Genomic DNA, 12,938 nt, shown 5'->3' with positions numbered 1-12,938 from the left:
ATTGATCTTTAATTGAGCAAGATAAAAGCTATCCCAAAGCGCAAGAAATAACTTTCAAGCATTTTTAGGATAGCTTTTTTATTATTTAAATCTATCAATTAACCAATTTCAGTCGTTAATTGTTGTTCGGGATCATTGAATTCTTGTGTATTCATCGAGTGTAGTCGTTTTGAAGTGACTAGACCTGCCACGATAGAATCAGAAACATTCAATGCTGTCCGCCCCATATCAATCACCGGTTCGATAGAAACCATTAGACCAATAATTTCAATCGGTAAGCCTAAGGTTCCAAAGACAATCAAGGCGGCGAAAGTAGCGCCCCCGCCAACCCCAGCAACACCAAATGATGAAATCGCTACGGTTGCTACAATGGTTAACCAGGTCATCGGATTAGATAAATCAAGACCAACGGTTGGAGCAATAATAGCTACTAACATGGCAGGATAAATTCCGGCACAGCCATTTTGACCGATGGACATTCCCAGGGTGGCTGAGAAATTCGCAGTCGTAGAGTCGACCCCAAAGGCCTCTTCTTGAGTCGCAATATTCAAAGGCAGAGCCGCTGCACTAGAGCGAGAGGTAAAGGCAAAGCTCAAGACATTCCAAGCTTTCTTAAAGTAAGTCATCGGTGATAGACCATTGACTGCCAAGATGAGTCCATGAATGATAAACATAATGGCAAAAGCAAAATATGAAGCCAATAAGACGGTTCCCATATTCAACAAAGCTTGTAAGCTGGAAGTAGCGACCATCATGGTCATCAGAGACAGAATTCCGTAAGGAGCCATGCGTAAAACAAGTGATACTAAGCGCATGACAATGCGGTGTAGGGCATCAATAATACCCTTGAAAGTTCGTGCATCTTCTGGATATTTTCGGGCAACACCTAAATAGGCAATTCCTACTAAGGCTGAGAAGATAACGACCGCGATGGTACTGGTTGGTCGGCTACCCGCTAAGTCTTCGAAGATATTACTTGGTACGAATTCAATAATTTGTTGAGGTAGGCTGAGGTCGGCAACCATGGCACTGCGTTCTTGCAGGCTTTCAATTCGAGCCAATTCTTGAGCACCTTGGCTGAATTCAGCACCATTAAGTCCAAATAACAATACTGAGGCAATTCCCAATGTCGCTGCAACAGAAACGGTTCCGATTAAAACCGTAAGAATATGGGCTGAGATTTTACCTAGATGGCTGTGGCCTTCCATTTGGGTAAAGGCTTTGACCAAGGAAACAAAGATTAAAGGCACGACTAACATTTGTAACAATTTGATATAGGTGGAGCCGACGATCGAAATCCAATCCATTATTTGATTGGTGGTATCACTCTCAACGCCGTATAGCCACTGAATGATTGCCCCTAGGACAATCCCTAAGCCCAAGCCGGTGAAGACCCGTTTGGCATAGGCTACGTGAGTCCGACTCATGCGGAAAAGTAAAAACAATAAGGCAAGAAAAACGAATAAAAATAAAATAATTGCCATCAAACCATCCTCCTAAATAAAATAGTAGAGATTACATCTGTAAACTCTCAGAATTTATAGTACGAATTCTAACAAAAGAGAATAAGCTTGTAAAGGCATAAGTATCAATTCAAGGAACTATGATATTTAACTGAAAATATAGCCGATAATGTGATTAAAATGAGAAAGATTATAATTTAAAAAAGACTAATTAATAGGATTAGACAATTTTTTCTTGTTTAAGTCTTTGGCATGGGCTTACTCGAACTCTTGGGTACCGTCTTCCGCTTATGATTATAAGCTCCAGACTTACTTTAGGCCTCACATCCCATAAGTCGGAATCTTCAAGGGATTGATGTGGGTAAAGTATGCTGATCCTAGGGTTCTCGTAGGCCCATGCTTCCGACTTAAGAAAAATAACTTTATTTATTACTCGTACTAAAAATTATATTCTTATCTTGAAGAATAAAGAAAGAGAGTTGGGGTGGATGTTCTTCAAAGTCTTTCTTTTTTGAACTCAATCCACTAGACAATCTCTAATCGACAAGTCGTAAGAGATTGTAATCTGCGTGGACTTTCCAGTTTCTTGCGAGTGACAGGATTCGTATTTGTGTCTGTTACATTTTTAATCTCATTTAAAAATAAAAAGAGCCAATTACAGGCTCTTAAAATAATATTTTGTTGAGGACGCATTAATTTATAAAAGTTGTATGTAAAATTGTAGATAAAATTTGATTTCAGTTAATATCAAACAATCTCATTTTTCATTCAAAACATTATATTACCAACGTTTATACTTCTTTTAAAAAAATAAAATAGATAATGCGGACAATGGGATTTGAACCCACACGAGTATCCACTCACTACCCCCTCAAGATAGCGCGTCTGCCATTCCGCCATGTCCGCATGACGATAGAATTCATTATACGCTATTTAGAGAGAACTTGTCAATTCTAGAATTATACGAATTCTATTTTGCTGTTGATAGTGAAAATTTAAGTGATTTTTGTATATTGATTTTGATATTCGCTAAAAGATTGATGCTAACTTTGGAAATAGCTAATGACTTTTTCAGCGTCGGATTTGGCGTAGGCGACGTAGATTAAATCACCAGGTAGAAGCACATCGGAGCCGTTTGGGATAAAGCTTTGTTCTTCGCGAATGACTTTGACAATCTGGAAGGGACAATCCAGGGTTAGATCTTTAATCAATAACGAGGCTTGGCGATCAGAGTGGCTGATTTGAATCGGCGAGATAATTATTTGTTGATGATCATGGATCTGTAATTGATCACGTTCGATTCGTCGGAGTAGATTGCTGTATAAGGTATGATAGACTGGTTGAGAATTTAATAAATCAGCGGTCACCATGGCGATGAAAGCGACGATGGCAATATTAATAAAATGATTTAAAGAGCCAGTCATTTCGGTAATTAAGAGAATAGACATCAAAGGTGCTCGAACCACTGAAGCCAGCACACCGGCCATGGCCAGAATTATGAAATTAATCAAATAGGTGTCTTGATCTTGGGCAGTTAGACTGCTTTGAGCAATAATATTTCCCAGCGTTGCGCCCAAGACTAAGACAGGGAGAAAGATGCCCCCTTGGACGCCTGAATTGTAACAAAGAATGGTTAATATCATTTTTACGATAAGAATTAGGGCTAGAAAGGCGAGACTGAAGTGTTGAGTGGACATTTTTTCAATCCAGTGATGGCCACCACCAAGCACTTCTGGCAAGGTGTAACCTAGTGCCAAGACGATGAAACTAGTCAAGATGATAATGGTATAAGGCTTCAACTTACTCTTGGCTAACAGTTGGCGACCTTGTTCCAATAAAGTATTGAATGCAACACCTACGATTCCCGAAGCTAAGCCGAGTATAATTAATAAATACCACCAATCCAAGGGCAGGTTCTGATTAATGGCGAATGAGAAAGAGTATTCCAATCCCATTAATTTAAAGGAAACGAAATTGGCTACCAGACTGGCTACCATGCTGGGCACGATAATGGCTGTTGATAGGGTGCCATACATTTCCTCTAAGGTGAACAGAACACCCGCTAGGGGTGCGTTGAAAGCTGCTGATAATCCAGCCGAGGCACCGGCTGTGATTAGAAATTTACGGGAAAGGCTAGGTACCTTAAAGACTTGGCTCAACCATTTGCCAGCCATACCTCCAATTTGAATTGAGGGGCCTTCTCTTCCTAGGCTAAAACCAATCAAACTGTTTAATGATCCACCGACAAATTTACTTATGATGGTTGGCCAAGCCGCTTGATCAATATGATTCATGATTTCGGCTTTAATTTGCGGGATACCAGATCCATTCGAAAAAGGTGCCCATTGTAATAAACGTAGTAGAATATAGGCAATCAATAAGATAGCCAGTCCATACAAGATAAGATAGAATAAACTTGTCTGACTATATAAAATATGTCGATAGCTTTCAAATTGACTAATCACAAAGCGATAAGCAATCGAAGTTAAGCCAGCGACGAGTCCAATGATTGCCCCTAAAACCATCAGAATTGGCAGCGAGGGTTGTGACTCTAAGGTATTTGTGGGACCGGATTGCATCGAATTCCTCCTTTAGAACATACATTTTCATTTTAGCATAAGTTGATAGCGCATGGGAAAATTGATTTCACTCACAGTCATAAATCTTGCGACCTGACTAGGCAAGTGATAGAATTAAACTTGTGTTAGCGCTTCTAACATAGGACGTCTGTTTTGCAGGCGTCTTTTTTTTGCGTTCACTTGATTAAGATTAGATTAAAATAAGAAAAAAATCAGTAGAAACTCATATATATTTCATATTATAGTGTATATCTTTTGCTTTTTTTAATTTTATTCTTTAAAATTTTTAACAAGAGGTGGATTTATGTGAATACTAAAAGTAAAAAACACAAAAAAAGTAATAAAATCGGGTCGGTCTTGTTTTGTTGGATCTTATTCATTTTTGGCTTAGGTTTGATTTTGCCCGCTAGTCAAGTACTTGCCCAAGAGAAAAAGACGTACAGTGTAATTACCTCTACAGATTATAGTCCATTTGAATTTACTGATGAAAATGGTGAATTAATTGGGATTGATATTGAGATTCTGGAAGCTATTGCTGAAGATCAAGGTTTTGAGATAGAGTACAAGATTATGCCTTTCTCATCAGGGCTGCAAGCCTTGGAATCTAAACAGGCTGACGGTATGATTGATGGCATGGGAATCACTGATGAAAGAAAACAATCCTTTGATTTCTCTGATCCTTACTTTGAAGCAGGTTCTATGTTTGCTGTTGATGCCAAAAGCGATATTCAAAAACTTGAAGATTTGAAAGGGAAGCAGGTGGCGACCAAAATTGGTTCACAAGGGGCCGATATTGCCGAACGCTTGAAAGATCAATATGGTTACAAAGTGACCAAATTTGAAGATTCGGTCAATATGTATCAAGATGTAATTTCTGGAAACAGTCATGCCGTGATTGAAGACTATCCGGTCATGGCCTATGCGGTCAATACAGGAACCATTGATTTACGCCTAATTGGTGAAGAAATCGAAAAGATGCCTTTTGGCTTCGCAGTGAGTAAAGGCGAAAATAAGGAACTGCTAGAAATGTTTAATGCCGGTTTGAAATCGATTAAAGACTCCGGCAAATATGACGAAATCCTCGATAGATATATTGGTGCCGAAGCCGATGAAACGGTAGATAATTCCTTCTTTGGTCAATTGAAAGGGAATTTACCTGCCTTGATGAGTGGTTTATATAAGACAATTCTGATTACCTTTGCTTCATTATTCTTTGCCTTTGTGTTGGGAATTCTATTAGGGATGATGCGAAATTCAGAAAATTCAGTACTATCATCGATTGCTTTAGTCTATATTGATTTGATGCGGGGCTTGCCACTGCTAGTACTGGCTTTCTTTATCTACTTCGGAATCCCTCAGATGACTGGCATCAAATTCGCCACCCCAATCGCAGGAATCTTAACGCTGGGTTTAAACGCAGCGGCCTATATTGCTGAAATTGTTCGCGGTGGGATTCAAGCCATCCCGGTCGGTCAGATGGAAGCAGGGCGTTCACTGGGTCTAAGTAAGAAGACAACCATGAGGAAAATAATCTTACCTCAGGCTTTAAAAGTGATGGTGCCGTCTTTTATTAACCAATTTGTCATTACTCTAAAAGATACCTCGATTCTATCCATTATTGGCCTGGTCGAACTCACCCAGACCGGACGAATTATTATTGCTCGTACTTACCAATCAGGATCAATTTGGTTAATTGTTGGTTTGATCTATGTCATTCTGATAACGATTCTTACGAAGATTTCCAACCGTCTAGAAAGAGAGTTGATGGTTTAAATGTCGATAGTAGAAGTAAAACAATTAAAGAAATCATTTGGTGAGCATGAAGTCTTAAAGTCAATCGATCTAGAAGTTGAAGAAGGGGAAGTGGTCTGTATTATCGGTCCATCAGGATCAGGCAAATCAACCCTACTTCGTTGTCTGAACCGTCTGGAAGACATCCAAGGGGGATCGGTCTTGATTAAGGGAGAAGATATTACTTCTGCCGATATAGATATTAATAAAGTCCGCGAGCATATCGGCATGGTTTTCCAACACTTTAATCTTTTCCCTCATTTATCGATCTTGGACAACATTAGCCTAGCTCCGGTAGAATTAGGCAAGATGTCTGAGCAAGAGGCTGAAGCTTATGCGCGAGAATTATTAGAAACAGTTGACCTCTCTGATAAGGTTGATGCTTATCCGCGCTCGCTCTCGGGAGGTCAGAAGCAACGGGTGGCCATTGCTCGAGCCTTGGCGATGAAACCAGACATTATGCTTTTTGACGAACCGACTTCCGCCCTTGACCCCGAAATGGTTGGCGATGTACTCGCTGTTATGCAGAATCTAGCTAATGAAGGGATGACCATGATTGTGGTAACGCATGAAATGGGCTTCGCCCGCGAAGTCGCAGACCGGGTGGTCTTTATGGAAGAAGGTTATGTGGTTGAAGTAAACACTCCTGATCAATTATTTAATCAACCGAAAGAAGAACGAACCAAAGAGTTCCTTGATAAAGTCTTATAACTCAAAGAATAGTCAAAATTCAATACTTTATTTAATATATTAACCGAATGGTTACTCAATATATGAATCAACCCATCAAGTAAGGAACAACCTTTTCCTGGAAATTGCTTAGCAAAATCCACTGAAAAAGTTAAAGCCCAAACTTAAAGATTCTGATCATTGATTGCCGTTCGGTTATTTTCTTTGCTAAAATTAAGTTTTTTTGCTTTCAGTTTTAGAAAATCAAATTATTTTTAGCCTTTGCCAAAGATTTACAAAAAATTTACTTAAAATTAATAATTCCTACTTATAATAAAGGTATCAATTAAAAAAAGGGGAATAATTCATGGGTAAAAAATCTTTCTTATCGATCGTTTCTCTGGTGCTGATTGCTTTTGTATTCGTTGCTACTGGTTTAAATTTCAAGGCTGAAGCTGAAGAGAAAGCTCTTGAAGTTCAATTTGTACCAACTAATAATGATGGATCGATGCAGGCTAAGGCAGAACCTTTCGCTAAATATTTAAGTGAGAAATTAGGACGGGAAGTGAATGTCACCTTAGCCACTGATTATTCAACCATTGTTCAAGCGATGGCTTCTGGTCAAGTGGATATCGGTATTATGCCACCAGCTGCTTATACGCAAGCACGAGACATGGGAGTAGCTGAAGCATTATTGACTTCTGTCTTGGGAGCATTTGATGACGAAACCGGCGAACCCTTAGAGGGTGAAACGACCGGATCATTCCGAGCTGAGATCTTAGTCAAGGCAGACAGTGATCTTAAAGATGTCAAAGATTTAGTGGGCAAGAACATTGCGACCTTAAATCCTAGCTCTGCTTCCGGTTATATCTATCCGATTGCTGAATTAAAAAACCAAGGAATTGATTTAGTTAGTGAAGCTAACTTAACCGTGGTAAACGATATTCCGTCAATGATTACGGCGATTTTAAATGGTCAACAAGATGCCGGCTTTTCTTTCCAAGGTACGCGCTATGTTTTCTCTAAGGCTTTCCCAGATAATAAACTTCCAGAAGATTTAAAAGTATTATATTTATCTGAAGGGGAAATCCCGAATGATGCGATTGCAGTTCAACCAAAGATGGATGCTGATTTGAAAGAGAAAGTAAAACAAACTTTCTTGGAGATGAATCAGTCTGATGAAGGTAAAGATATTATGGCCTTATGGAATCACTTAGGTTATGTTGAAGCTGATGAGTCGGTTTATGACACAGTGGTTGAATATACCAAGATCGCTGCTGAATAAAGAATCATTTATCAAAGCTTTGTTTCTCATTTGGCAGGGTCTGTCAAATGAGATTTTTTTATGTCAATTTATTAGGATAAGGAGCTTAGAATGATAGAATTAAGAAATGTAAGCAAGGTGTACGCCAATGGTGTGCGCGGTTTGGACCAGATTAATTTGACCATTAACCAAGGCGAATTTGTGGCGGTAATCGGTTCTTCGGGAGCTGGGAAAAGTACGCTGTTACGTACGATAAATCGTCTCATTGAAGTCAGTGATGGGGAAGTCTTTATCAATGGTCAGTCCTTGACTCAAGCTCGAGGTCGTGAACTTAGAGAAATCCGACGTAATATTGGTATGATATTTCAACAATTTCAATTGATTAAACGTCATACTGTTCAGAAGAACGTCATTTCAGGTCGTTTAGGTTACTATAATAACTTACAGACTTTATTGGGTTGGTATCGTTCAACTGATTATCAAAAGGTTATCGAAGCGTTAAAATTAGTCGGCTTAGAGGATAAGTTAAAGGAACGATCTCGTAACTTATCAGGAGGCCAACAACAAAGAGTGTCCATCGCTCGGGCTATTGTCCAAGAAGCGGAAATTATCTTGGCGGATGAACCCGTGGCTTCGCTCGATCCGGTTATTGCCGAGAGTGTTATGAAAGATTTCCAACGTTTAAATCAGAAATATGGTCGAACCATTGTGATTAATCTCCATTCTATTGACTTGGCACGTCGCTATGCCAGTCGTATTATTGGCATGCAATCGGGACGGATTGTGTTTGACGGTCCAGTTCAGGAAGCAGATGATGCGCGCTTGGAAGAAATTTATGGGGAAAGTCTCTGGCTAAGGGAAGTGGTTTCGAAATGAGATTGAAAGATACCATCCATGATCGTTTAGGTCTTCAATTGCTAAACTTCGTGGGCCTATTAATCATTCTTTATTATAGTCAACGTAACTTAGCGGCCGATTGGCGGGAGGTGTTGGATAATCGGCAGCAATTCCAGCTTTTTTTATCTTCTTTTATGAACCCGGACTGGGCTTATTTTCCCAAACTTATCGACCCAGTAATCGATACGCTAGCCATGGCGGTGGTGGGAACGTTTCTAGGATCTATATTAGCTATTCCGATAGCCTTCCTCGCAACACCGATGGTCTCTCAAATGTTAGCTTTGTCGGTCATTATTCGCTCAATCTTTGCCGTGATTCGGACCATTCCTAACTTATTATTAGCAGCCTTATTTGTTGCCATTATCGGTATTGGACCAGCTACGGGAGTTTTCACGATTACTGTCTTTACTTTTGGGATGGTGTCTCAATTGATTTATGGCAGTATTGAAACGCTTGATGCGCGAACGCTTGAAGCGGATCAGGCGGTAGGAGCGAGTAGAATGCAAATTGCTTGTAATTCGGTATGGCCCCAAGTCGAGCATGACATTTATTCTTATTGCCTATACGCCTTCGAGGTGAATATTCGAGCTTCAGCGATTTTGGGTTATGTGGGCGCCGGTGGTTTAGGGGTGGTTCTGCAGACAAATTTAGGTTTTTTCAAATATGATCGTGTTTCTCTAATTATTTTGGTTGTTCTGTTAATTGTGTTGCTGACGGATGGGCTGAGCTATTATCTCAGAAAAGAGGTGCTCTGATGTCTTGGAAAAAATTTGGATTATCGATTATTTTTATCTGTGTGCTCGTCCTAGCTTTCATGCGAATTGATTTTTCTAATATGACTTTAGTACATTGGCGTGATTTACAACATATTGTAAGTGGCTTGATGCAGCCTGAGTGGACCTACCTTTATGATGGTAGCCAAGAAGATTTATTGAGTTTGATGATTGAGACGATAAATATTGCTTTTTTTGGCACAGTATTAGGATCGGTCTTGGCCTTTCCTTTAGCACTCTTAGCTTCTAAGCGAATAATAGGTCGTAAATTGCAGAGTTTATCGAGCGTGATTAAAGGATTTTTTGCTTTTTTAAGGGCGATTCCTGCTTTAATCTATGGGATTCTTTTTGTTAGAATTGTGGGTCCTGGCCCTTTTGCCGGAGCTTTGGCCCTAAGTATCCAAGTGGTGGGTATGGTTGGCAAGTTAGTCGCCGAGGCCTGTGATCAAATTGAAGGGCAGCCGATTGAAGCTTTTGAAGCGAGTGGGGCCAGTGTTTGGCAAGTTTTTCAATATGCAAAGCTTCCCCAAATTATGGCTAAGACCTTTACATATATTTTGACTCATTTTGAAATTAATGTCCGAAGTGCAACGGTGCTTGGTTTAGTGGGGGCGGGAGGAATCGGAGCGCCGATAATTTTTGCTTTACAGCAGCGAGACTGGTCCAAAGTAAGTATTATTCTCTTATCGATTATTGTCGTGGTCTTACTGATCGACTACTTGAATGCCATCTTACGTCATAAGCTAAAATAAAGGGGGAAATATTATGATTAGGATTGCGGCAACCACCGATATCCATGGCTTCCTTGATCGAGGCTTGTATGAATTAGCTAAACCCAGTTTTCGTGCAGGAACTGATATTTTTATTGATAATGGTGATTTCTTCACGGGCAGCCCCTTGGCCAGCTACTTTGCTAAGACTGATCAAATCTCTCCCTTGGTCAATGTAGCCAATGATTTGGCTTTTGATGCAATGGTCATAGGAAACCACGACTTAGATTATGGTCTGGCTTGGTTGAAGACACAGGTAGCAGCTTTAGAGATGCCTTATCTTGCTGCCAATGTCTTTGATCGATCAGGTCAAGCTTGCTTTAATCCTTATATCATTCGAGAAATTCGTGGATATAAGGTGGCAATGATTGGCGTTCTCAATAGTGAATGTCGGCAAACCATGCCCCATGCACATAGTTTAGAGGTCTTTATCGAAGATCCACTAATCAGCGTGGGCCGACTGATTGACCAACTGGAAGAGAGGGTCGATCTGATTCTAGTAGCCTACCATGGGGGCTTGATTAAAGATATGAAACAAAATCGATTATGGACTTACCCGAACCAAGCGGACCAAGCTCATGAATTCTTAGAAAGTTATCCAGCAGTGAAGGGCTTAATTTGTGGTCATCAGCACTTTAGTTATAGCCAGATTATTCCTTCCGGCCAAGCGATTATTCAGGCCGGTAGTCAGGGAAGCTGTTATGGCGAATTATTGTGGTCAGAGCAAGGCGGTTGGCTTGAAGCAAGGATTCATCCTTTGAAAGACCGTCCTTGGCCACTTGAGGATCGACAAGCTTTCCCCGATTGGTTTCATTCTCCTGCTGATTATCAAGATGGATTACAGACTCTGAGGGAAATTTTCCCGGATCAGTGGGTTTACCGGGATTTATCGGCGGAGACTTGGGCTGATCTGTATCAGGCAATCCCCCAGCCCTTCTCTTTAGCTAAATACCTATTTAATAAAGAAGAATTTAACCAACTCATAGCTTCGCGAGGAGCACATTTATTGCCAGCGCAAGCTGCCGATGTTCAGGGAGATTTCGAAGAAGTTCTTAGTCTTGCCGGACATTTACCGAGCAAGTACTGTCGGCAAAGATTGATCTTTCCTCTGTTCGATTTCTTAGTCAACTCAGGTCGCTATATGACATGATGGATTGCTATCAATATTTGTTGAAGTAAATTTTACAATCAATCGCAAAAAAAGAAGCACCTCATGTGCTTCTTACAAGTGAATGCTTATAGAATAGCTAGAATACCATAATTCAATAGGAAGAGGATAATCGAAATCCACATTAATGGATGTAAATCCTTGGCTTCGCCTTTACATAATTTAATCAAACCATAGGTAATGAAGCCAGCTGCAATCCCATTTGAGATAGAGTAGGCTAAGCCCATAAAGATGGCGGTAAAGAAAGAAGGGACCGCTATCGAGAAGTCATCCCATTCAATTTCTTTGATTGAAGCTAACATCAAGATGCCGACAATAATCAAGGCTGGGGCAGTGGCCGCAGCAGGGACTAAGCTAAGAAATGGCGCTAGGAACATCGCTAATAAGAACATCACTGCGGTGGAGATTGAAGTTAATCCTGTTCGTCCACCCGCACCAATTCCAGCAGCAGACTCAACATAAGTGGTTGTATTTGAGGTTCCTAATAAGGCGCCAAAGAAAGTTCCAATCGCATCGCCAAACAAGGCCTTATCCATCTTAGAATCAAATCCCGTTGAATTCTCTAGGTCTTGAATATCTTGACTGGTGAAAATACCTGTTTTTAGACCAGTACCGATAAAGGTACCAATCGTGTCAAAGATATCGGATAATGAGAAAGCAAAGATGGTCATTAAGACAATCGGTAAGCGGGTTAAATCACTGAATAAGGATGGTAAACCAGCTGGGGTGAATATCACGAGGAAGGTTTGACCTAATTCGCCAAAGGCATTACCCAACGAATTCTCAGCCATATTTAGACTGGATAAATCAGTCACGCCCATTGGAATAGCAATAATCGAAGTCAATAGAATACCAATCAGAATAGCACCTTTAACATTGCGAATCATTAGTATAACGGTGATGGCGAGTCCTAAGAGTGCTAAGAATACCGATGGATTATTAAATTTAATCAATTCAGGCACAATGGCTGAATTAGTTAAGACGGTATAAACACCTTCCGGGAAAGAAGTCGCATCGGCAGGACCACCATTGATTGAAACGATATTCGGTGCATCAGAAATAAATTGGAGCAGTCCAGCATTTTTAATCCCAATATAGCCAATAAAGACACCAATTCCTGCTGAAATCGCATGTTGTAAGAATTCTGGGATGGCCCGAATTAATTCCTTGCGGACTTTGGTTACAGTGATTAGAATATTAAATAGACCACAAATAAAGACCATGGATAAAGCTTCTTGCCAAGTAAAACCTAAACTGAATACGACGGTGTAGGTAAAGAATGCATTCAGTCCCATTCCGGGTGCTAAGGCATAAGGAACATTGGCGAATAAACCGATAAATAATGTCGAAATGGCTGAAGCAAATAAAGTTGCCAGAAAGATTGCCTGACTTGGCATCCCTGTTTGTGATAGAATAGCAGGGTTGACAAAAAGAATATATGACATCGCTAAGAATGTGGTAATCCCAGCCATAATTTCCGTGGAAACGGAAGTGTTGTTTTCCTTTAGTTTAAAGAAATTTTCCAAAAATTTTCCCTCCAATGATTAATTTGTAGGCTGAGTAT

The 12,938-nt window shown here is 40.2% G+C and carries 10 protein-coding genes and 1 tRNA gene; 7 read left to right on the top strand and 4 right to left on the bottom strand.

Annotation, left to right across the window (positions count from 1 at the left end):
• Positions 1 to 98 precede the first annotated feature (98 nt).
• The 3 genes from BMX34_RS02840 to BMX34_RS02830 all read right to left on the bottom strand — a co-directional run bounded on the left by BMX34_RS02840 (position 99) and on the right by BMX34_RS02830 (position 4,042).
• The gene (locus tag BMX34_RS02840; RefSeq protein WP_092570575.1) at positions 99 to 1,484 is read right to left on the bottom strand and encodes an L-cystine transporter; all 1,386 of its coding nucleotides are present in this window, start codon (positions 1,482 to 1,484) and stop codon (positions 99 to 101) included.
• 802 nt (positions 1,485 to 2,286) lie between these two features.
• Positions 2,287 to 2,369 (bottom strand) — tRNA-Leu (locus tag BMX34_RS02835).
• A 137-nt stretch (positions 2,370 to 2,506) separates the two neighbouring features.
• A complete protein-coding gene (locus tag BMX34_RS02830) occupies positions 2,507 to 4,042 on the bottom strand; it encodes a ClC family H(+)/Cl(-) exchange transporter (RefSeq protein ID WP_092570573.1) in 1,536 nt (511 codons plus the stop codon).
• A 306-nt stretch (positions 4,043 to 4,348) separates the two neighbouring features.
• Here BMX34_RS02830 and BMX34_RS02825 point away from each other — a divergent pair, with 306 nt between their 5' ends.
• The 7 genes from BMX34_RS02825 to BMX34_RS02795 all read left to right on the top strand — a co-directional run bounded on the left by BMX34_RS02825 (position 4,349) and on the right by BMX34_RS02795 (position 11,356).
• Positions 4,349 to 5,815 carry an ABC transporter substrate-binding protein/permease gene (locus BMX34_RS02825; protein ID WP_234971665.1) on the top strand — a complete coding sequence of 489 codons (1,467 nt, stop codon included), beginning with the start codon at positions 4,349 to 4,351 and terminating at the stop codon, positions 5,813 to 5,815.
• Positions 5,816 to 6,544, top strand: coding sequence for an amino acid ABC transporter ATP-binding protein (locus BMX34_RS02820; protein WP_092570569.1), 729 nt, complete (start codon positions 5,816 to 5,818; stop codon positions 6,542 to 6,544).
• 325 nt (positions 6,545 to 6,869) lie between these two features.
• On the top strand, positions 6,870 to 7,787 hold the full coding sequence (locus BMX34_RS02815; RefSeq protein WP_092570567.1) for a phosphate/phosphite/phosphonate ABC transporter substrate-binding protein: 918 nt from the start codon (positions 6,870 to 6,872) through the stop codon (positions 7,785 to 7,787).
• A gap of 90 nt (positions 7,788 to 7,877) precedes the next feature.
• A complete protein-coding gene (gene phnC, locus BMX34_RS02810) occupies positions 7,878 to 8,642 on the top strand; it encodes a phosphonate ABC transporter ATP-binding protein (protein ID WP_092570565.1) in 765 nt (254 codons plus the stop codon).
• Positions 8,639 to 9,418 carry a phosphonate ABC transporter, permease protein PhnE gene (phnE, locus tag BMX34_RS02805; protein ID WP_092570563.1) on the top strand — a complete coding sequence of 260 codons (780 nt, stop codon included), beginning with the start codon at positions 8,639 to 8,641 and terminating at the stop codon, positions 9,416 to 9,418. The genes phnC and phnE (BMX34_RS02805) overlap by 4 nt, the downstream gene beginning before the upstream one ends.
• Positions 9,418 to 10,188: a phosphonate ABC transporter, permease protein PhnE gene (phnE, locus tag BMX34_RS02800; RefSeq protein WP_092570560.1), complete on the top strand. Its 771-nt coding sequence runs from the start codon at positions 9,418 to 9,420 to the stop codon at positions 10,186 to 10,188. The genes phnE (BMX34_RS02805) and phnE (BMX34_RS02800) overlap by 1 nt, the downstream gene beginning before the upstream one ends.
• A gap of 13 nt (positions 10,189 to 10,201) precedes the next feature.
• Positions 10,202 to 11,356 carry a metallophosphoesterase gene (locus tag BMX34_RS02795; protein ID WP_092570558.1) on the top strand — a complete coding sequence of 385 codons (1,155 nt, stop codon included), beginning with the start codon at positions 10,202 to 10,204 and terminating at the stop codon, positions 11,354 to 11,356.
• 86 nt (positions 11,357 to 11,442) lie between these two features.
• On the opposite strand, the gene BMX34_RS02790 is transcribed toward BMX34_RS02795, so the two are convergent.
• Entirely contained in the window at positions 11,443 to 12,900 is a 1,458-nt protein-coding gene (locus tag BMX34_RS02790; protein ID WP_200793404.1) for an NCS2 family permease, read from the bottom strand.
• Positions 12,901 to 12,938 lie beyond the last annotated feature (38 nt).

Source organism: Ignavigranum ruoffiae (assembly GCF_900110675.1).
Classification (GTDB): domain Bacteria; phylum Bacillota; class Bacilli; order Lactobacillales; family Aerococcaceae; genus Ignavigranum; species Ignavigranum ruoffiae.
This window is presented reverse-complemented; position numbering and strand designations above follow the sequence as displayed.